Source organism: Bradyrhizobium sp. UFLA01-814 (assembly GCF_046718885.1).
GTDB classification, from domain to species: domain Bacteria; phylum Pseudomonadota; class Alphaproteobacteria; order Rhizobiales; family Xanthobacteraceae; genus Bradyrhizobium; species Bradyrhizobium elkanii.
In genome coordinates this window covers 1-20,639 of the sequence record NZ_JAQOSR010000020.1, presented here as the reverse complement: position 1 = coordinate 20,639, position 20,639 = coordinate 1, and the positions used below count along the sequence as shown (strand labels likewise).

Sequence of the window (20,639 nt, the reverse complement as noted above, 5' to 3'; positions counted from 1 at the left end):
GGATGATCGGAGCCACCGAATCCGTCAAACAGTCTCGTGCCACGACGGGCAGTTGGTACGAATTCGCAACGCGGCATCGCGCCAGCATCGTGGCCGCGGTGATCCTGATTTTCCCGTTGGTGATGCCGTTCACCGCCCTCGCGGTGAACATCCTGATCTATGGATTGTACGCCGTCGGCTTCAACCTCGTGTTTGGTTATCTCGGTCTGCTGTCGTTTGGTCACGCGGCGCTGTTCGGAACCGGTGCCTACCTTTGTGGCATCGCCATCGTGCATTTTGGCTGGCCATGGTATGCGGCCATCGCGGCCGGGATCGCCGGCGGCCTGTTGATGGCATCATTGATTGGCGTGCTCGCGATCAGGACCCGCGGCATCTACTTCGCGATGGTGACGATGGCGCTGTCGCAATGTGTCTACTATCTGTTCTATCAGGCGGTTGACCTGACCGGTGGCGAAAACGGCCTCCGTGGCATCAACGTCCGCACCATCGATCTGTTCGGCTTGCGGCTCGACTTCATCAATCCGATGATCCGTTACTATGTCATCGCGGCTTTCGTGATTGCCGCTTTTTTCGTGATGTCGCGCATTCTTGCCTCGCCATTTGGCGCCGTCATTGAGGCCGTGCGGGAGAATGAGATGCGCGCCCGCGCGTCAGGCTATGACGTCACCAAGACCCGATTGCTGACCTTCGTCTTGTCTGGCGGCTTCTGCGGTCTCGCGGGAGCCTTGCAGGCGCTGCATCTGTCGATCGTTCCGATCGAGATCCTGCACTACGAGACATCGGGCCTGGTCGTGATGATCGCATTGCTGGGCGGTATGGGAACGTTCTTCGGACCGATGATCGGCGCCGCCGTCTTCCTGGTCCTGGAGAATGTGGTCTCCGTGTGGACGGTTCACTGGCAACTGATCGTTGGCGCCATTTTCATTGCCTGCGTGCTGTTCTTCCCCGCCGGCATCTGGGGCACGCTGATCGCGCGAGGCAGGCGATGAGCGCCGCGGAAGGCCAAACCAAGGAAATCATTCTGCGCACCAGGGGCGTCGGCAAGACGTTCGGGAAGTTTGTCGCGCTGAACAATATCTCGGCGGAGTTTTCCCGAGGCGCGGTCACCTCCATTATTGGTCCGAACGGGGCCGGTAAGAGCACCTATTTCAATTTGCTGTGCGGCGCGTTCGCGCCCACCAAAGGCAGCGTTGAATTCGAGGGGAAGGATGTCACCGGCCTGCCGCAGCACCGCTTTGCGCATATGGGGATCGCAAAGTCCTTTCAGATCACCAGCGTGTTTCCGCAGCTCACGACGCGTGAAAACATCCGCGTCGGTCTGCAGGCGCTGGTGTCGAGATACGATATCTGGCGTCCCCGCGCGCGCCTGACCGAGCTGGTCGAGCGGGCGGACGAGCTGCTTGCCCTGGTCGGATTGTGGGAATCTCGCGAACGTGCCGCCAAGACGCTGGCCCATGGCGAGCAGCGGGCGCTGGAAATCGGCATGGCACTTGCCAGCCAACCCCGGTTGCTGTTGCTGGACGAGCCGACGGCCGGCATGAGCCCGGAGGAAACCCGGACCATGATGGATCTGATCGTGAAGCTCGCAAAGGAGCGTACGGTCATCCTCGTCGAGCACAAGATGAAGCTGGTGCTCGGGATCAGCGATCGCATCCTCGTGCTGCATCACGGAGAACTTCTCGCCGAAGGAACGCCGCAGGAGGTCCGGCAGAACGAGGCGGTGAAGCGGGTCTATCTCGGCCAGCGGGAGCATTGACGAATGCTGCAGATCAGCAAGCTCAATGCCTGGTACGGCGCAAGTCACGCGCTGCAGGACATAACTCTCGAAGTGACCAAGGGCGAGATCGTCTGCCTGATCGGTCGCAATGGAGCCGGCAAGACGACGACGCTGAAATCGATCATGGGGTTGATGGGACGAACGCGCGGCTCGGTCACCTTCAAGGGCAAGGAGCTGCTAAGCCGGCCGGCGCATGTGCGCTTCGCGCTGGGACTTGCCTATGTTCCCGAAGAGCGGCGGATTGTGCAGGGATTGTCGGTCCGGGAAAATTTGCGGCTCGGCCTGGTGGCGTCGCCGGCGAAGAAGCGGGAGGCCGAGCTGATCGACGAGATCGCGGTGATATTCCCACGGCTGGCCGAGCGCATGGACCAGGAGGCGGTCACAATGTCCGGCGGCGAGCAGCAGATGCTGGCGATCGCGCGGGCGATGATCGCAAAGCCCGACCTGATCATGCTGGATGAGCCTTCGGAGGGCATCATGCCGGTCCTGGTCGACGAGATGTTCGAGCTCTTCCGCAACATGAAGGCGCAGGGAACGACGGTGCTGCTGGTTGAGCAGAACGTCGAGCTCGCGCTTGGCATCGCCGATCGTGCCTACGTCCTTGATCAGGGGGCGGTGGTGCACCAGGCGTCGGCGCAGGCCCTGCTGGCCGACGACGAGATCAAGGAACGCTATTGTTCGGTATGAGCGGGCTGTCCGGTCTCCCGCCGGCGCGAACGGACCTTACTCCGCAGCGCGCGCGATCGCGTCGGCCTTGCGAGTGGTGACGACGACCTTGATCGCGTCATCCACGCGATCCCGTGCATATCTGAGCGCCGTCGGCAGGTCTTCCAGCGGAAACGTATGCGTGTGGATCCTCGTCGCGTCGAACCGCTTCGCCGCCATCAATTCCATGGCGCGGCGAGTGGCGCTGCGGCCCTCGCCGCGGATCCCGTAAGCGTAGATGTTGTTTCGCACGAGATGCGCGATGTCCAGCGTCGCGGCCTCGTGCGGGAAGGCGGCCAGACAAATCTTGCCGCCACGATTGGTCATGTGAATGGCCTGGTTGAGTGTCGCTTCGGTGCCGGCACATTCGACGACATAGTCCGCGCCGATTCCCCCTGTTAGTTGCTTCACGACCTCAACGGCGTCTTCGTCGTTGATGTTGATGACGCGGTCGGCCCCCAGTTCCTGGCCGATCGCCAGCCGCTTGTTGCGCGTGCCGGTCAGAATCACCGGACTTGCGCCAAGCGCCTTGGCCACAGCAACTGCGAGAAGTCCGATCGGCCCCGGGCCGATCACCACGACGCTCTCGCCGGCCACCAATCCCCCCAATTCCGTCAAGCCGTACATCGACGTGCCCGCGGTCACCACGAGCGTCGCCTCCGCGTCGCTCATGCTATCCGGTACGCGCGCCAGCGTATTGATGTGGTTGACCGCGTACTCCGCGAATCCGCCGTCGGTCGTAAAACCATTGGCGCGGTGGCCCTTCTCCGGCTTTCCATAGTTGAGACAGGACGTGTACATGCCCTGGCGGCAGCGTTTGCATTGACCGCAGCCGGCATGGATCTCGACGCTGACTCGCTCACCGATCCTGAATTCGTCAACGTCCGATCCGAGTGCGGCGACCGTGCCCATGTATTCGTGGCCTGGCGTAAAGCTCTTGTTGAAGGGCAGGCCGCCCTGGATGCTTGCCGGCGACCCGGCATGGATAATTTCGAGATCGGTGGCGCAGATCGCAACCGCGTCGATGCGCACCAGCACCTCGGCACGCGAGGGGACCGGCGTTGGCTTTTCGCGAAGCAGGAGCTGGCCGGGGTCACCAAGGACCCAGGCCTTCATCAGGCCGGGAACGGGCAGATCAGGCGATGTGTTGACGCCGGGCGGCTGGTACATGGGCTTCCTCTTTCGGCCGTCAGCCTAGCGCGAAACCAGTGGTTGCCGCGAGCACCCGATGGTCGGCATCGGGGCCGTTGCATTTGCTGCACGGCAGCAAGCGCGTCGCAAAACATTCATACGCGGCCTATACTTGGTCGCCGGTTGATGTTGAAATCCTCTTTGCATTCTCTCCCAGACCGGAGCCTCACATGAAGACCGTCCGCCTTGTCCTTGCGTTGCTGGCGCTGACGCTGATCGCGCCGTGGCAATCCGCCAGGGCGGCCGACGTGATCTGCTACAATTGTCCGCCGGAATGGGCGGATTGGGCCTCGATGCTGAAGGCGATCAAGGCGGACCTCAACTACGATATCCCGCACGACAACAAGAATTCGGGTCAGGCACTGGCCCAGATCCTGGCCGAGAAGAGCAATCCGGTCGGCGATATCGGCTATTTCGGCGTGACCTTCGGCATGAAGGCCAAGGCCCAGGATGCGCTCGAGCCCTACAAGCCGGCGCATTGGGATCAGGTCCCGGCCGGCCTCAAGGACCCCGACGGCTACTGGACCACGATCCACTCCGGCACGCTCGGCCTGTTCGTGAACAAGGATGCGCTTGGCGGCAAGCCGGTGCCGGCCTGCTGGAAGGATCTCCTGAAGCCCGACTACAAGGGGATGGTCGGCTATCTCGATCCGTCGTCGGCGGCGGTCGGCTATGTCGGCGCGGTCGCCGTCAATCTGGCGCTCGGCGGCTCGCCAGGCAACTTCGATCCGGCGATCGGCTTCTTCAAGGAGCTGCGCAAGAACGATCCGATCGTACCCAAGCAGACGTCGTATGCCCGCGTCGTCTCCGGTGAGATGCCGATCCTGTTCGACTACGACTTCAATGCCTATCGCGCGAAATATTCGGAGAAGGGCAATTTCGAGTTTGTGATTCCCTGCGAGGGATCGGTGGTGTTTCCCTATGTCGTTGGTCTCGTAAAGAACGCGCCCGACAAGGAGAAGGCCAAGAAGGTGATGGACTATCTCTTGTCCGATAAGGGGCAGGCGATCTGGACCAATGCCTATCTGCGTCCGGCCCGCCCGATAGAGCTGCCGGCTTCCGTGAAGGGGAAATTCCTCCCCGACAGCGACTATGCCCGCGCCAAGAGCGTCGACTGGGGCGAGATGGAAAACGTGCAAAAAGCCTTCGTCGACCGCTATCTCGCCGAGGTTCGCTGAGGCAATATGGTGCCCTTCGCCGGGGCACCATTCTTCCAATGTCGCAAAAATCCTTCGTTTGGCTCTGCCTGCTGCCGCTCGCGGTCGTGACCACGGCATTCTTCCTGCTGCCGATGGCACGGCTGGTGGTTGCGGGTGCCGAAGGACCGCACGGGCTCGCCGGATATCTCGCCATCCTGACCGAAGCTCGTTATCGCGCGACGCTGATCAATACCGTGTTGCTGGCCGCGGCAACGACGGTCGTCACGCTGATCGTGGCGACGATAGCCGGAATGTTTCTGCAGCGGCACCGCTTTCCAGGGCGGGCCGTGCTGATCGCGATGCTGACCTTTCCGCTGGCGTTTCCCGGCGTGGTGGTCGGCTTCATGATCATTCTGCTGGCGGGGCGGCAGGGGCTGATCGGCGATCTGTCGAACCGGATCTTCGGCGAGAAGTTCGTGTTCGCCTATTCGATCTACGGGTTGTTCCTCGGCTATCTCTACTTCTCGATTCCGCGCGTGATCCTGACCATCATGGCGGCCGTGCAAAAGCTCGATGTCGGTCTGGAAGAAGCCGCGCGTTCGCTCGGCGCCAGCCCCTGGGCGGTGCAGCGTGACGTCGTGCTGCCCGCGCTGGCGCCGGCCTTCGTTGCGTCCGGCGCGATCGCATTTGCGACCGCGATGGGGGCATTCGGGACTGCGTTTACGCTGGCGACGAATATCGATGTGCTGCCGATGCTGATCTATACCGAGTTCACGCTGGCCGCCAATTTCGCGACCTCGGCCGCGCTGTCGGTGGGACTTGGCCTGATCACCTGGCTCATCCTCGCGCTCGCCCGCTCGTTCAGCGGCAGCGCGGTCGCGGCGGCCGGGTGAATGCATGCGTGATCGCTTGATCTTCACCGGCCAGTTCATCTTCACGCTGCTCGTTGCCGCCTTCCTGGTCGTCCCCGCGGGGTTGTCGATCTCCGCCGGCGTCACCGTGAACTACTTCCGGGGCATCCAGTCCGGCGTGACCCTGCAATGGGTCGCGCAGGTCTGGGAGCTCTATGCCGGCACCATCCTGCTCTCCTTCGTGATCGCATTCGCGACCCTTGCCGTCACGCTGCTCGCCGGCGTTCCCGCAGCCTATGCGCTGCATGCGCGGGGAGGGCGGCTTGCGCGCATCGTCGAGGAGATCATTACGCTGCCCTTGGCGATCCCCGGGCTTGCGATTGCGCTTGCACTGCTGCTCGCGTATGGCAGCTTCGGCGACTTTCGCCGTTCCTGGCTGTTCATCCTGGTCGGCCACGTGATCTTCACCATGCCGTTCATGGTGCGGTCGGTGATGGCGGTGTTCGCGACCGTGGACATCAAGACGCTGGATGAGGGGGCGGCCTCGCTCGGGGCATCGCCATGGCGACGCTTCCGCGACGTCATCGTGCCGAACGCACTGCCGGGAATTCTCGCCGGCGCGCTAATGGTGGTCACTCTGTCGCTCGGTGAATTCAACCTGACCTGGATGCTGCATACGCCGTTGACGAAGACACTGCCGATCGGGCTCGCCGACAGCTATGCCTCGATGCGGCTCGAAGTGGCCTCGGCCTATACGCTGATCTTCTTCGTGATGATCATTCCGCTGCTGGTCGCAATGCAGCTGCTGGCCGACAGGGATCACAAGCGATGAGTACGGCCGGGCATGGCGCAGCGGTGCGGATCGAGGCGTGCGGCAAGACCTTTGCCGACGGCACGCGCGCGCTCGATCCCGCAACCCTCGACATTGCGCGCGGCGAGACGCTGGTCCTGCTTGGGCCGTCCGGCTGCGGCAAGACCACGATGCTGCGCATCATCGCAGGGCTCGAGCTACCGGATGTCGGCGGCAAGGTCCTGTTCGACGGCAAGGACATGACCTCGGTCCCGATCGAGCGGCGCAATGTCGGGATGGTGTTCCAGTCCTACGCCCTGTTCCCCAACATGACGGTGGCGGACAATATCGCTTACGGGCTGAAGATCCGCGGTGTTGCCAGGGACGAGCGTGCCGCGCGCGTCGCCGAGCTGGTTGCTCTGACGAACATCACGGGATTGGAGAATCGCCGCATCGACCAGCTTTCGGGCGGCCAGCGTCAGCGCGTCGCACTGGCGCGCGCCGTCGCGATCCGGCCCGGCATCTTGCTGCTCGACGAGCCCTTGACCGCGCTCGACGCCGCGCTGCGGGACCGGCTGCGCAGCGAGCTCAACCGGCTGTTGCGCGCGCTTGGGATCACGACGATCTATGTCACCCATGATCAGGCCGAAGCCATGGAATTGGGCGACCGGATTGTCGTGATGCGGAAAGGCGCAATCGCCCAGATCGGCACGCCACGCGAGGTCTACTTCGCTCCGAAGGACCGGTTTGTGGCGGAGTTCATCGGAGCGGCGAACATTGTGGAGGCTCCGGTCGAGAACGGCGTGTTGATCCTGCCCGGCGGGCGGCTGCCGATCGAGGGTGGCGCGACGACCGCGAACGCGACCGTCATGATCCGTCCCGAAACCATTCGCGTGACGGAGGCGGGTGAGGGGATACTCTCGGGAATCGTCGATTCCGTCAGCTTCATCGGCGACCGGCAGCGGCTCGTCGTGAGTGATGCATCGAGTAAGCCGCTCAATGTCGACGCTCCCAACACGATTCAAGCCAGGATCGGCGATCGTGTCGGGCTTTCGATTGCGCCCGACGCTGTCCGTCTGCTTCCCTCCGAACCACGAGATTGATCGATGCCGTCGAAACCGGTCCTCATCGCCCAGATTTCCGACCTCCACATCAAGCCGCCGGGAGCGTTGGCCTATGGCCGGGTCGATACCGCGAAGGCGCTTGAACGCTGCGTGGCGGCGATCAATGGATTCGAGCCGGCGCCCGATTTCGTCGTCATCTCGGGCGACCTTGTCGATACGCCGTCGGTCGAGGAATACGACTATCTCAAACGACTGCTCGCGCCGCTGCGCGTTCCGTTTGCCGGAATTCCCGGCAATCACGACTCGCGTGAGTGGATGCGCGCCGCGTTTCCTGCCGCACCCTATGTTGACGCGACAGGCCCGCTCGACCAGAAGATCGAGGTGAATGGCCTCGATCTGCTGCTGCTTGATTCAAGCGTTGCCGGGAAGCCTCATGGCATGCTCGAACCGTCGACGCTGCAATGGCTGGACGCGACACTGGCGGCAGCAGTCGACCGGCCCGCGCTGCTTTTCCTGCATCACCCGCCGTTCAAGGGCGGCATCTGGCACATGGACCGCCAGGACCTTTTCAATGCCGCAGAACTGGCAGCAATCGTCAGGTGTCACCCGCGGGTGCGTTTGATCGGCTGCGGGCACGTCCATCGTGCCATGCTGACCTCCTTCGCTGGGATTCCCGTGACATTGTGCCCCGCGCCGAACCATGCGGTCGACCTGGACCTCGGACAGCTCCGCGAACCATCGTTCAAGGTGGAACCGCCGGCATTTCACCTGCACACGTGGTTTCCCGGGCCGGATTTTGGACAGTTGGTCACGCACCAGGTCCCGATCGGTCAATTTGACGGGCCGCATCCGTTCTTCGGGCCAGACGGCAAGCTGCTGTGAGCCGGCCGCGTTGACCCCTCGCACCGACGGGATTTTGCCAGGCGAGATTGTCGCGGATGGGCCGGGCATGTCAGATCAAGGGCAGCCCGCAGCCCGCAATTGAGCGTTGCATCGACGCAGATTTATTCCAAATTGTACCTTGGATACCTTCCACCCCAACTGCGCCGGCTCGGACCTTTGTTGCTGTAGGGCCCCGGGGGGGCTATACTTCTGTCTGCTTTCATTGATCGATGGCTTTGTCGGCGTCCGCTGTGCTGGCGGGCCGATTGAACGCAACACAATCAGTCTGGATCACGATGACCGGGGCGTCGCCCATAGAACGAACTTCCGGCGCGCCGTTGTTTTCGAACAACAAGCTGTCGGTGTTGCGCAAGCATCCCTATTTCGCCGATCTCGAGCCCGAAGCATTCGATCAGCTCTGCCGCTACGCCAAGCACACCACGCTGAAGCGGGGCACGACGATCTTTTCCAAGGGTGATCCGGGCACCAGCCTGATTGCGGTGATCTCGGGCACGGTCAAGATCAGCATCTCGTCGCCGGATGGTCGCAACGCGATTTTGAACCTGATCGAGGCCGGCGAGATCTTCGGTGAGATCGCGCTGCTCGACGGCTTGTCGCGGACGGCCGATGCCACCGCCAACACCAATTGCGAGCTGTTCGTCATTGACCGGCGCGAGTTCATTCCGTTCGTGCGCAGTCAGCCGACGCTTGCGATGAAGTTCATCGAGCTGCTTTGCGAAAGACTTCGCCGGACCAGCGATCAGGTCGAGCAGGTCATTCTGCAGAACTTGCCCGGCCGTTTGGCCAGCGCGCTACTGCGCCTGAGCGACAAGCACAAGCCGCAGGGGCGCACCATCTCGATCACCCAGCAGGAGATCAGCGAGATGGTCGGGATGACGCGCGAGAGCATCAACAAGCAGCTCCGCGCGTGGGCGATACGCGGTTGGGTCAGACTCGAGCATGGCGCGATCGTCGTGCTGAAGCCCGAGACGCTCCAGGAGCTGGTCGACGCCGGGGCGAACGACGGCGAATAGTCGCGCCGGCTGCCCGGTCGGTCGCGCATTTCACGAAACGGTGAGCTGGACAGGCCTGTGAAGCCATTCACATCGGCCTTGCGTGCGCTGCGGTAAGTGACGCGTGCATGCGGCGGCAGGACCCACAGCACAATTACCAGAGCTTCAGCATCAAGCTTGTCGCGTTGCCGCTGCTTGTTGTCGTTGCCTTGATCGGGATGCTGGTCAGTCATCCGGCGGCAGTCAGATGGATATCGGACGCGGCGCAAGCGGAGTTCGTCGGAACCGACACCGTCTACACTGATCCGATACCCAATATCGCGCAAGTGGCACCAACGGTTCGGCCGGGCAGCGAGATCCGGACGGTGAAGACCTACTGATCGTTGATGCCGTCGTCGCGCGGCAAGGCGCGACGACAGCCGCTTTTCTAGCAGCAAGCCGTCCTCACGCGGCTACTCCAAGCAGCTTTGCTGCGGTCCGCCCGAGAATATTGGCCTTGTCATCGTCGCTTAGCGACGACGAGGCGAAGATGTGGTCGACCGGTGCCAGTTGCCATGGATAGGGATAGTCGCTTCCGAGCACGATCTGGCCGGCGCCAACCTGGGCGGCGAGGTGCCTGATCGCCTCAGGCGTGAAGATCAGAGAGTCGAAGTAGATCTGTTTGAGGTACTCAGCCGGCGTTTTCTGGAGCTTGATCTCCGGTTTGCATCCCTTGGGTCCAACCAGACAGGCATGGTCCGAGCGGTCGGCGTACGAGCCGAGATAACCGCCGCCATGTGCAGCGATGATTTTCAGTCCTGGGAAGCGATCGAGCGTGCCCTCGAAGATCAAATGGGAGAGTGCGATCGTCGTCTCGAGCGGATTGCCGATCGTGTTGCCAAGCCACCCATTGCCGGAGAGCCGCTTGTTGAGCTCGGGCACGCCCTGCGGATGGATGAACAGGGGAACGCTGAGTTCCTCGGCCTTGGCCCATACCGGATGAAACTTCGGATTTGAGAATTCGGCGCCGTCGACGACACCGCCGATCGCCGCACCCTTCAGCCCCTGCTTCTTCACCGCCGTCTCCAGCTCCTGCACCGCAAGGTCCGGTGCCTGCAGCGTCAGCGAGGCGAAAGCCGCGAACCGGTCGGGCTTCGAGGCACAGAGTTCGGCGAGCTTTTCATTCTGGATTTTCACGATCTGCGCAGCAAGGTCGCGATCGCGGTCGTACCAGAACGGATTGATCGAAAGCACCTCCATGTCGACGGCCTGCGCGTCCATCGCAGCCAACCGCTTGTCGATCTCGATGAAGGCTTCCGCGGCGCCGTTGACCGGCGGCAGTTGATATTTTCCGGCGTCCGCGCCGAGCAGCGCGCCGGCCTCGCGGAAATGGCAATGCGAGTGGATGTCGATCGTCTTGACACGTTGGCCGTTGACCGTGACCGGCAACTGCTGGCGCGATTGCTGCGCATTTGCGTTGTGGACGAGCCCGCAGCCGCAGAACACGATGCCTGCCGCCGCTGTTGCTCCCGCTTTCAGGAAATCCCGCCTTGTGGTCATGACGATCGCCTCCCTGGTTGTTTTGTTATGGACGGGAGCCTAGGGATGCTGGCTAGTGCTCGCAAGATCACACGCTGTGCGTGTCGCGCAATGTTGATCTGCTCAGACCGGCTTGATCCCCGCCTTTGCGATGATGTCGCGGCATTACGTCTGCAATTCGCTTGTGCATGCCATCGGGCTGTTTGCGGGCAAGTCGCCATGTAATGGATAGTATTCAGTCAGATCGGCAATGCGTCACCCTCGCTCGACTTTGATCAGGCCGCGAACACGACAAACGCCAATATCACGACCGCACCGCACCGTTCAGCATGCAAGTGACGGCATTGATCACTATCGCCACTTTCGCGAGCGCTTTTCGAGCGGATTGGCGCCGCCACCGCGATAGACCGCCGTCCGTCGCCATCCGCTAGTTCATGATCCACTGACCTTGCGCTTTCACCGCATTTACTAGCTGCCAACGCGGCGTAGATGTTTGGTCAATTAAGACGAGTTTCCTAGTAACGACGAATAGTGGGATTTCCTCAAGAGCCGACGCGATCCGGCGGTGTGCGGCGGAGCCGCCTGCTCCGTTGGCGGAACGGAACGGCGATTTCATGCTAAAATGAAAGAAGCGAGGCGGAAATAGGGTCTGCTTACGCCGAAGCCAAGCCGACGCTAGCACTGCCTCGTCTAGGCAACAAGGAAACGTGCTCGTGAGGAAACGGGTTCGATGGGAGGGAAAATGGACCGAAACCTTGTGATCCTGAATGTGACTGGTTCGGAGACGATGTTGCGTTCCGACGGACATGCTGCAATTCGACTGGAGACCAAGGAGATGGGCCCCGTCGCTTTCGAGGTGAGCCTTCAAGCAATTGCCGCACTTCGTCGACACTTGGCGCGAGCAGAAATGCATATTCTTCAGAGTCAAAATCAGACCAAAAACTGACCACTTCAGGGGACCTGCACGGCATAGTGGAGCATCCAAGGGTTCCGGTGATGGCCAGCGAACTATGCGAGCCCTCTCGTCGCTGTCGGGACTCGCCGGCATCGAATCGATGCCAAAATTGACGATGCCTTGTTCCGCGAGCCATTCGGCGGCCGCAACATCTCCTGCCGGGGGCCCATCGATGTGGGTTCCTCCGTAGTCGGGCATCGAGATGAACATCGATGCCATGCCATAGACGTTTCTCGATCCCACCAGGGCTTCGTCGTGGTTCTTCCACATCCCGTGCATGATGGGCGGATGGCCGGGATAGCTCGGCGTGCGAGAGCTCTCGGCTCAGGTCAATGATCTTCACGACGGGTGCCTTTCTTGGCGGATCTGACGCAGGCGCGCTTCTGTCCGCAATGCAGGCGCGTGTAGCGCAAGATGCCGCTTGCTCTCGGTACAGAACCTGAAGCAAATCGGGAAAGTGTTGCATTCCGGGATGCGTCGCCGCAGGGAGGATTCACGTGACCGACTATCGCAAGCTATTCGATCTCGCCGGCAAGACCGCCGTCGTGCTGGGAGCGGCCTCGGGAATCGGCAAATCCTCGGCCGAAGCGCTGGCGTCACTCGGCGCGCGTGTGCTCTGCGCAGATCGAGCGCAAGAGGGCGCGGAGGCAACGGCCGCTGCAATTCGGCTGCAGGGCGGGTCTGCAACATCAACCAGCTGCGATGCTGCCGATCGTGCCGACGTCGACGCTTTGGCGAGGAAAGCGCTGGCAGAATTTCTGCGCATCGACATCGCAGTGACGACGCCGGGACTGAATATCCGCAAGACCGTCCTCGATTACACCGAAGAAGATCTCGACCGGGTCATCAACCTCAATGTCAAGGGCACGGTCTGGTTCTTCCAGGCGTTCGGCCGCATCATGGTCAAGCAACAGGGCGGCAGCCTGATTGCATGTTCCTCGGTGCGTGCCGTCACCATCGAACCGGGGCTTGCAGTCTATGGATCGACCAAGGCGGCGATCGGCCTTCTGGTCAAGGGTTTCGCGTCCGAGGTCGGGCGATCCGGCGTTCGCGTCAATGCGATCGCGCCGAGCATCGCGGAGACCGCATTAACCGGCCCGTTCAAGCAGCGGCCCGATATCTACAACCTCTATGCCGGCCATACCGTGTTCAATCGATGGAGCAGCGCCGACGAGGTCGCGACCGCTGTCGCCTACCTTGCATCGGACGCGGCGAGCTATGTCAGCGGCAGCACGCTGTTTGTCGATGGCGGCTGGACCGCGGTCGACGGACCGCCGACCGGTCTCACGCAATTGGCGCGCTAGGTTGCGTCGGAAACAAAGCCAGCCTGGCTGCGTAGCGCAGACGTTTCCGGCGACGTCAGCAGTGCGATCAGGCGTTGTGCCTGCGATGCCGATGATGCATGCGTTGGGATCGCAGCCGTATACATTGTCGCGAGCCCGCATCCCGGCGGCAAAGTGCCCGACAGCACGACACCCCTGGTGCTGATGATCTCGGTCGATTGCGTGCAACCGATCGGCCGCCGGTCTCTGGACTCCGCCAGATGTCGCATGGCGGTCGCGCCGTTTGGAAAAATTTTCAACCGGTCGGCGACGACATCAGCGATGTCGAGCCGCGCGAGCACCTTGGCAAAATGAATTCCTGCGGTCGATGCCTTGGTATCCGGCACGAAGATCGCGTCCGCGGCGAGCAATGCCGCGCGCAGGCTAGCCGCGTCGTCGGCGCTGACCGACGGATCGCCGGCCCGAACGGCAAGGGCGGTTTCAACGCGGCCGAGGTCCGTGATCGAGCTGCGCAAAACCAGCCCTTCGCCGGCAAGCTTCGCGATCAGAGCGGCGGTCAGGATGACGATGTCGGTCGGTACGCCGGCGCGCAATCTGTCGGCCATGGCGCCGACCGCGCCAAAATCGCCGGCAATGCCGAGGCCGGTTTCGGCTTCAAACGCGGGCGCAAGGTTGCGCACCAGGCCCTGCGCCGCCCCGCCGCTCAGGATGTTCAACGTCTTCATGCGCACTGTTCCTTCGCTCGCGGTCTGCCGCTGCGTGCTTACTGGGACTTGTCCAGCCTTTTGACGACGCCTGCCCACTTCACGATATCGGCGCGCAGGAATGCGTCGAACGCCTCCGGCGTCATGGTCATCGGCGCCGCGCCCTGCGCGGCCCAGAGCTTCTCGACCTCCGGCCGCCTGATCGCCGCGTTCACCGCCGCGTTGAGCTTGTCGACGATCGGCTTCGGCGTGCCCGCCGGAACCATCAAGCCGAGCCAGATCGTCGCCTCATAGCCGGACACGCCCGCCTCGATCACCGTCGGAACGTTGGGCAGCACCGTCGAACGAGTCTTGCCGGTCGTTGCGAGCGCTCGCACCTGTTTTTCGGCGACATTCGGCGCCATCGCGGGAACGGCATCGATCATCATCTGGACCTGGCCGCCGATGACGCCGCCGCGGGCCTCGCCGCTATTGCGGTAGGGCACGTGCACGACGTCGATGCCGGCCGTGGCTTTGAACAGCTCGGCCGCCATGTGGTACGGCGTGCCCTGACCTGACGACGCATAGTTCAGCTTTCCGGGCTGGGCCTTTGCCAGGGCGATGAATTCCTGCAAGGTCTTTGCCTGTACGGCGGGGTGGACCACGATCACGAGATCCGAAGTGTTCAACGACGCGATCGGCGTCAGGTCGCGCATCAGCTCATATTTGCGCTGCGGTACCAGCGATTCGTTCGCGGTCTGGGTGTTCGACATCATCAGGAGGGTGTAGCCGTCGGCCGGTGCCTTTGCGACCTCGAGCGTGCCGATCACGCCGCCGGCGCCGGTGCGGTTTTCCACCACGAAGGGCTGGCCGAGGCTTTCCTGCAAAATGCTGCCGATCTGTCGCGCGACGACGTCGGCCGGACCGCCGGGACCGAAGGGAACGATGATCCTGACCGGCCGCGCGGGATAGTCTTCGGCGTCAGCATATGAGCCTGACATGGACACGGTCAGCAACGCCGCGACAAACACAAAGGCGTATCGCAGGCTTGCCATTGACTGAATCCCCCAACTTTAGTCTTGTTTCTTGATCAGAAGTCTAGCTGCAACCTGAAGCCTCTGTCGACGACAGACTCCGTTTTCGCGCATCGGAATAAGAGCGGGAGGACGGTGTACTCAAACTTCGCCATCGCGTGCGGGGAATCATATGAGGAAACATCCTGGGCTATCGCGCCGCGACATGCTGAAGGGCTCGGGCGCGGTGCTGGCTGGGGCCGCCCTTTCAACGCGCGTGATGGCCGCCGCGCCGCCAGCCGAACCAGTGACGCCGACGTTGATCGAAGCGGCGAAGAAAGAGGGGCAGGTCGTCTATTACACCTCGACCGATCTGCCGGTTGCCGAGAAGCTGGCAAGGGCATTTGAAGCGAAATATCCCGATATCACCGTGCGTGTCGAACGCACCGGCGCGGAGCGTGTGTTCCAGCGGGTCGGCCAGGAATATTCCAGCAACATTCATGCCGTCGACGTCGTCAATTCCTCCGATGCCGCGCATTTCATCGTGTGGAAGCGCGACGGCATTCTCGCGCCCTATGTTCCGGAGGAGGTCGCAAAATACTACCCCGACGAGCATCGCGACGCGGACGGGCAATTCGCAAGCTTCCGGGTCTGGCTGTCGATCATTGCCTACAACACCAATCTCGTGAAGGCCGAGGAGGCGCCCCAGAGCTTTGCCGATCTGCTCGATCCGAAATGGAAGGGCAAGATCGTCAAGGCGCATCCCGGCTATAGCGGCACCATCATGACCGCGACCTATCAGATGCAGCGCGACCTCGGATGGAGCTTTTTCGAGAAGCTCGCCAAGCAGAACATCATGCAGGTGCAGTCCTCGACGGATCCACCCAAAAAGCTCGATCTCGGCGAGCGTGCTGTCATGGCCGACGGCAACGAATACAACATCTTCCAGATGAAAGAGGCCGGCCGCCCGGTCGAGCCGGTCTACGCCACCGAAGGGTCACCGATCATCGTCGGCCCCAACGGGATCTTCAAGGACTGTCCGCATCCGAATGCCGCCAGGCTGTTCCAGTCGTTCGCGCTCGGGCGTGAGGGCCAGCAGCTCAATGTCGAGATCGGCGGCCTCAGATCCGTCCATGCACAGGCCAAGGAGAAGGCTGGACGCAGGCCGCTAAAGGACATCAAGACGATGAAGGACGATCCGGTGGCGGTGGAGCGGGAAGGGGAATCGATCAAATCGCACTACACCCGCATCTTCCGCGTCTGATGGGACGGCTCAGGCCAATAGCTGCCCGTCCGGGCGCCTGCCGCATGGCACGTGCCCGGATTTCGCGCGGACAGGGTCAATAATGCCCCTCGGCGGGGGGGATATTTGATGTTACCAATTTGGCCATGAACCAGCATGCCAAGGTCGACATCCGCCATTCCACCTGTCCGCACGATTGCCCGTCGGCATGTGCGCTCGACGTCGAGGTGATCGAGGGACGCTCGATCGGCCGCGTCAGGGGCTCCAAACAGCAGACCTACACCGCCGGCGTGGTCTGCGCCAAGGTCGCGCGTTATGCCGAGCGGATTCATCATGCCGAGCGGCTGATGGTCCCGCTGCGCCGGACCGGGCCGAAGGGCTCCGGCCAGTTCGCGCGGATCTCTTGGGACGAGGCGCTGGACGAGATCGCGGCGCGCTTCGACGCGGCGGAGCGGGAGTTTGGCGCCGAGTCGGTCTGGCCCTTTTACTACGCCGGCACCATGGGGCTCGTGATGCGCGACGGCCTCAACCGGCTGTCGCATGTGAAGAAGTATTCGCGCTTCTACGGCACGATCTGCGCAACCATCGCGCGCATCGGCTTTGCGGCCGGGACCGGCAAGATCGCTGGTGTCGATCCCCGCGAGATGGGCGTCTCCGACCTCGTCGTGATCTGGGGCACCAATCCGGTGAACACCCAGGTCAATGTGATGACGCATGCATCGCGCGCGCGGAAGGAGCGCGGCGCGAAGATCGCGGCGGTCGACGTCTACAACAACGAGACGATGAAGCAGGCCGACATCAAGATCCTGCTGCGGCCGGGCACCGATGGTGCCTTCGCCTGCGCCGTGATGCATGTGCTTTTCCGCGAGGGATTTGCCGATCGCGAATATCTCGCGCGCTATACCGATTGCCCCGACGAGCTGGAAGCGCATCTGAAGACTCGCACGCCGGAATGGGCCTCGGCGATCTCGGGCGTGCCGGTCGAGGAAATCGAAGCGTTCGCGCGGCTGGTCGGACAGACCAAGCGCTCGTTCTTCCGTCTTGGCTACGGCTTCACCCGCAGCCGCAACGGTGCCGCTCAGATGCACGCGGCCTCGTGCATCCCCGCGGTCACCGGTGCCTGGCAATATGAGGGCGGCGGCGCGTTCTTCAACAACGCCGGAATCTGGCGCTTCGACGAGTCGATCATCGAAGGCCACGACGCGATCGATCGCTCGACGCGGGTGCTAGATCAGTCCAAGATCGGCCGCATCCTGACTGGCGATGCCGAGGCGCTGCGGGGCGGCGGGCCGGTCAAGGCGATGCTGATCCAGAACACCAACCCAATGACGGTCGCGCCCGAGCAGGCGCTGGTGCGCCAGGGCTTTGCCCGCGAGGATCTGTTCGTCGCGGTGCACGAGCAGTTCATGACCGAGACCGCCCAGATGGCCGATATCGTGCTGCCGGCGACGATGTTCATGGAGCACGACGACCTTTATTACGGTGGCGGTCATCAGCACATTTCGGTCGGCCCGAAGCTGATTGATCCGCCAGGCGAGTGCCGTTCCAATCACGAGGTGATGCAGGGGCTGGGCCGCCGGCTCAATGCCGTGCATCCCGGCTTCGACATGACGCCGCGCCAGCTGATCGATGCGACGTTGAAGAAGAGCGGGCATGGCGATATCGAGACGCTCGAAGCCGAGCTGTGGCGCGACCTGCAGCCTGATTTCCGCACCTCGCATTATCTCGACGGCTTTGCCCATGCCGACAAGAAGTTCCACTTCAAGGTCGATTGGGGCAAGGTGCCCGTCGGCACCGGCGGGCTGATGGGGGCGTGGGACAAGATGCCCTCGCTGCCCGACCACTGGACCATCATCGAGGAGGCGGACGCACAGCATCCGTTCCGGCTCGCGACGTCACCCTCGCGCAGCTTCCTGAACACCAGCTTCAACGAAACGCCGTCGTCGCAGGCCCGCGAGGGCGTGCCGACCGTGATGATTCACCCCGAGGATGCGGCTAGTCTTTCGATCGCCGATGGCGATACGGTGACGCTCGGCAACATGCGTGGCGAGACCACGCTGACCGCAAAACTGTTCGATGGCGTTCGCCGTGGCGTGCTGATCGCCGAGTCGATCCATCCGAACAAGTCCCATATCGGCGGGCGCGGCATCAACATGCTGACCGGGGCGGAGGCCGTTGCACCGCTCGGCGGCGCCGCGTTCCACGATAACAAGGTCTGGATCCGGAAGGCATAGGTGGCCGCATAAATCCTGCTTGCAGTCGGCGCCGATCCTGCCGCAAATGTCGGCTGACACCGGCACATTGGCCAAGAAAACAGGCAGGAAACATGACCGACAACAGCGTTCTTCTCGAAAAGCGCGGGCAGGCGTTCTGGATCACCATCAACCGCCCGGACAAGCGCAACGCGCTCAATGCCGGTGTGATCGCCGGCATCGCGAAGGGCTATCGCGAGGCGCATGACGACAAAGACGTCCGCGTCATCGTGCTGACGGGGGCGGGCGACAAGGCGTTCTGCGCCGGTGCCGATCTGCAGAACAGCGGCGCGGCCTTCTCGATGGATTTCTCGCGTCCCAATGTCGATTACGCCGATTTGTTGCGGCTGTCGCAGAATGCGACCAAGCCCGCGATCGCGCGAGTCGGTGGCGTCTGCATGGCCGGCGGCATGGGACTGCTGTGCATGACCGACATGGCGGTCGCCGGCGATCAGGTGATCTTCGGCCTGCCCGAGGTGAAGGTCGGCGTGTTTCCGATGCAGGTGCTGAGCCTGCTGCAATCGATCGCCCCGCCGCGCCTCGTCAACGAATGGGCGCTGACCGGCGAGCCGTTCGACGCCGCGACGGCCAAGGCTGCGGGTCTTCTCAACTACGTTGTGCCGGCAGCCGAGCTCGATGCCAAGGTCGATTGGCTGATCGGGCGCATCGTCGACAAGTCGCCGACGGCGATCCGTCGCGGCAAATACGCGATGCGGGCGATCGCCTCGATGTCATTCGATGAAAGCATCGCCTACACCGAAAGCCAGATCGCGCTGCTCGCGATGACCGAGGACGCCAAGGAAGGCCTCAAGGCCTTCGGCGAGAAGCGCAAACCGACTTGGACCGGGCGCTAGGTGGAAACCCAATCCTGGTCTTCCGCCCGGTATCTCGCGCCGGCGTGAATCATGAAAATCAAGCGTGTCGATTGCTCGAAACGATTGAAGAATGAGGCGCGAGCACGCCTTCTGACAAGAGGGTCGTCCTGGCTCGCTCCTCGCGGCGCTTCTTGGCGGCCACGATCAATTGCTTCCGCGTGCGTTTGGCATAGGTGGGCAGTTGTAGTCTCGAGCGATGGCGGCCGGCGGCACGCAGTTCAGCGTCCGTAAGATCGCTGTCTGCGCCTTCGGTGAAGCCGCCGTGGCGAAAGGACGTAAATGAGAGCTCGTTCCGAAGTCCCGCTGCTATGATTATCTTTTTAACGACATGCCGAAGGTAGCGCAGATCCTTGCGCTCGGTGATCCACGGGAGAGGAGTAGGCGACCTGCGATGAGCATGATCGCGGCGAAACGCCAGTCCTGAAGCGACTGAGTCTTTGAGAGCATCAAGCTCCGCCATCAACTCGGGGAAGAGCAGCACACTGTTCTCATCGACCAAAGGCCACCAGGCTTCTTCGCCATTCTTTGGGTGCATAATCCTCACGCTGTTGGGGCGTTCTTTCGGTCGATAGTGCTCGATTTCGAAGACTCCGAATATATGTTCCTCGCGCTGCAGCCATTCCCAGGTCAGCAATGCAGCGGTTGCGATCGAGTGGTACCCCAGTCTCTCTGCGGCTTGCCTGAAGGCGACAAGCTCTTCCCAGGTTGCGGTAGGCGTCTCTCGCAGGGCCTGACCAGGGGCGCGCGATTTTAAGCCCATCCGCGAGAATGGGTTGATGGCTGGCACTTTCGTTTCCTGGGCGCGCTGACCAACGAACCAGGCGCGCCTGCATGCGGTCATGGCAGCGTTTGCGAAACGCCGACGCTCGCGCTTGACGATGTTTCCATCCGCGTCCTTGTATTGAACGACGAGCAGATTTGCATAAACCGCATCAACAAATGCTTTGGAAAAATCAGCAATCTGTTTCGAGCCCGCGCGGCTACCGTCGTTCAATTCGTGGTTGGCGAATAGCGCCAGGCCTTGGTCGTATGAGCGTTGGGTCTTGAAATCGATTTCACGCCATCGGTGGTTGGCTTTGAAAACGCCAACAAGCCAATCAAAAGTGCCGGGCACAGGAGACGCCGGGACCATGTCGGTCAATCCGCCCGAACGCCAGCTGTCGAAGGCAGGCAGCAGAATATTCTTGGTTCTGTTGAGAGCGGTTGCATAGTCTTCTCCCAGTGCTTCAGCTCTGACAGGGCAACCTTCATTGCGAGCCCACGTTGGTGGCTCGAAGAAATATCCGCGTCGACCATTTTTCAATGACTTTTGCCTGCAATAGCGCGGAAGCTTCATTGTAGCGCAACCTTAACGTCTTGCTAGGGAGGCCAAATCCTCGCCTTCTGATCTATCCAAATTGGTAGT

General features: G+C 62.1%; 20 protein-coding genes. 15 read left to right on the top strand and 5 right to left on the bottom strand.

Annotation, left to right across the window (positions count from 1 at the left end):
- The first annotated feature begins 2 nt into the window (after window positions 1-2).
- The 3 genes from PMN64_RS08835 to PMN64_RS08825 are packed head-to-tail and all read left to right on the top strand — an operon-like array spanning window position 3 to window position 2,464.
- On the top strand, window positions 3-989 hold the full coding sequence (locus PMN64_RS08835; protein ID WP_411780422.1) for a branched-chain amino acid ABC transporter permease: 987 nt from the start codon (window positions 3-5) through the stop codon (window positions 987-989).
- A complete protein-coding gene (locus PMN64_RS08830) occupies window positions 986-1,756 on the top strand; it encodes an ABC transporter ATP-binding protein (RefSeq protein ID WP_411780450.1) in 771 nt (256 codons plus the stop codon). Before PMN64_RS08835 ends, PMN64_RS08830 begins: the two co-directional genes overlap by 4 nt.
- Window positions 1,757-1,759: 3 nt before the next feature.
- On the top strand, window positions 1,760-2,464 hold the full coding sequence (locus PMN64_RS08825) for an ABC transporter ATP-binding protein (protein ID WP_411780421.1): 705 nt from the start codon (window positions 1,760-1,762) through the stop codon (window positions 2,462-2,464).
- 36 nt (window positions 2,465-2,500) lie between these two features.
- On the opposite strand, the gene PMN64_RS08820 is transcribed toward PMN64_RS08825, so the two are convergent.
- Window positions 2,501-3,598 (bottom strand): zinc-dependent alcohol dehydrogenase, encoded by a 1,098-nt coding sequence (locus PMN64_RS08820; RefSeq protein WP_411780420.1) that lies wholly within the window; start codon window positions 3,596-3,598, stop codon window positions 2,501-2,503.
- A gap of 245 nt (window positions 3,599-3,843) precedes the next feature.
- On the opposite strand from PMN64_RS08820, the gene PMN64_RS08815 reads away from it, so the two are divergent.
- The 7 genes from PMN64_RS08815 to PMN64_RS08785 all read left to right on the top strand — a co-directional run bounded on the left by PMN64_RS08815 (window position 3,844) and on the right by PMN64_RS08785 (window position 9,792).
- On the top strand, window positions 3,844-4,851 hold the full coding sequence (locus PMN64_RS08815; protein ID WP_411780419.1) for an ABC transporter substrate-binding protein: 1,008 nt from the start codon (window positions 3,844-3,846) through the stop codon (window positions 4,849-4,851).
- 38 nt (window positions 4,852-4,889) lie between these two features.
- Window positions 4,890-5,705, top strand: a complete 816-nt coding sequence (locus tag PMN64_RS08810) for an ABC transporter permease (protein ID WP_018272804.1) — start codon at window positions 4,890-4,892, stop codon at window positions 5,703-5,705.
- 4 nt (window positions 5,706-5,709) lie between these two features.
- The gene (locus PMN64_RS08805) at window positions 5,710-6,495 is read left to right on the top strand and encodes an ABC transporter permease (RefSeq protein WP_028336858.1); all 786 of its coding nucleotides are present in this window, start codon (window positions 5,710-5,712) and stop codon (window positions 6,493-6,495) included.
- Window positions 6,492-7,556 carry an ABC transporter ATP-binding protein gene (locus PMN64_RS08800; RefSeq protein ID WP_411780418.1) on the top strand — a complete coding sequence of 355 codons (1,065 nt, stop codon included), beginning with the start codon at window positions 6,492-6,494 and terminating at the stop codon, window positions 7,554-7,556. The genes PMN64_RS08805 and PMN64_RS08800 overlap by 4 nt, the downstream gene beginning before the upstream one ends.
- Window positions 7,557-7,559: 3 nt before the next feature.
- Complete coding sequence (locus PMN64_RS08795; RefSeq protein ID WP_411780417.1) at window positions 7,560-8,399, top strand: phosphodiesterase; 840 nt, start codon at window positions 7,560-7,562, stop codon at window positions 8,397-8,399.
- A gap of 296 nt (window positions 8,400-8,695) precedes the next feature.
- Entirely contained in the window at window positions 8,696-9,433 is a 738-nt protein-coding gene (locus PMN64_RS08790; RefSeq protein WP_051002875.1) for a Crp/Fnr family transcriptional regulator, read from the top strand.
- Between the two features lie 107 nt (window positions 9,434-9,540).
- Window positions 9,541-9,792 (top strand): hypothetical protein, encoded by a 252-nt coding sequence (locus PMN64_RS08785; protein WP_411780416.1) that lies wholly within the window; start codon window positions 9,541-9,543, stop codon window positions 9,790-9,792.
- A 64-nt stretch (window positions 9,793-9,856) separates the two neighbouring features.
- Here the strand turns inward: PMN64_RS08785 and PMN64_RS08780 are convergent, their stop codons facing one another.
- On the bottom strand, window positions 9,857-10,951 hold the full coding sequence (locus tag PMN64_RS08780; RefSeq protein WP_411780415.1) for an amidohydrolase family protein: 1,095 nt from the start codon (window positions 10,949-10,951) through the stop codon (window positions 9,857-9,859).
- A gap of 721 nt (window positions 10,952-11,672) precedes the next feature.
- Here PMN64_RS08780 and PMN64_RS08775 point away from each other — a divergent pair.
- Together PMN64_RS08775 and PMN64_RS08770 are read left to right on the top strand one after the other, a co-directional pair.
- Window positions 11,673-11,876, top strand: coding sequence for a hypothetical protein (locus PMN64_RS08775; RefSeq protein WP_076834276.1), 204 nt, complete (start codon window positions 11,673-11,675; stop codon window positions 11,874-11,876).
- 506 nt (window positions 11,877-12,382) lie between these two features.
- Window positions 12,383-13,189: an SDR family NAD(P)-dependent oxidoreductase gene (locus PMN64_RS08770; protein ID WP_411780414.1), complete on the top strand. Its 807-nt coding sequence runs from the start codon at window positions 12,383-12,385 to the stop codon at window positions 13,187-13,189.
- On the opposite strand, the gene PMN64_RS08765 is transcribed toward PMN64_RS08770, so the two are convergent.
- Together PMN64_RS08765 and PMN64_RS08760 are read right to left on the bottom strand one after the other, a co-directional pair.
- A complete protein-coding gene (locus PMN64_RS08765; RefSeq protein ID WP_411780413.1) occupies window positions 13,186-13,893 on the bottom strand; it encodes a molybdate ABC transporter substrate-binding protein in 708 nt (235 codons plus the stop codon). The genes PMN64_RS08770 and PMN64_RS08765 overlap by 4 nt on opposite strands.
- Window positions 13,894-13,931: 38 nt before the next feature.
- Window positions 13,932-14,852: a tripartite tricarboxylate transporter substrate binding protein gene (locus tag PMN64_RS08760; protein ID WP_411780449.1), complete on the bottom strand. Its 921-nt coding sequence runs from the start codon at window positions 14,850-14,852 to the stop codon at window positions 13,932-13,934.
- A gap of 205 nt (window positions 14,853-15,057) precedes the next feature.
- Between PMN64_RS08760 and PMN64_RS08755 the strand changes: the two genes are divergently transcribed.
- From PMN64_RS08755 to PMN64_RS08745, 3 genes are all read left to right on the top strand, one after another.
- Window positions 15,058-16,128 carry an extracellular solute-binding protein gene (locus tag PMN64_RS08755; RefSeq protein ID WP_411780412.1) on the top strand — a complete coding sequence of 357 codons (1,071 nt, stop codon included), beginning with the start codon at window positions 15,058-15,060 and terminating at the stop codon, window positions 16,126-16,128.
- Window positions 16,129-16,253: 125 nt separating this feature from the next.
- Window positions 16,254-18,341 carry a molybdopterin oxidoreductase family protein gene (locus PMN64_RS08750; protein ID WP_411780411.1) on the top strand — a complete coding sequence of 696 codons (2,088 nt, stop codon included), beginning with the start codon at window positions 16,254-16,256 and terminating at the stop codon, window positions 18,339-18,341.
- 92 nt (window positions 18,342-18,433) lie between these two features.
- A complete protein-coding gene (locus tag PMN64_RS08745) occupies window positions 18,434-19,213 on the top strand; it encodes an enoyl-CoA hydratase/isomerase family protein (RefSeq protein ID WP_411780410.1) in 780 nt (259 codons plus the stop codon).
- A gap of 58 nt (window positions 19,214-19,271) precedes the next feature.
- On the opposite strand, the gene PMN64_RS08740 is transcribed toward PMN64_RS08745, so the two are convergent.
- On the bottom strand, window positions 19,272-20,570 hold the full coding sequence (locus PMN64_RS08740) for a hypothetical protein (protein WP_411780409.1): 1,299 nt from the start codon (window positions 20,568-20,570) through the stop codon (window positions 19,272-19,274).
- Between the last annotated feature and the right edge of the window lie 69 nt (window positions 20,571-20,639).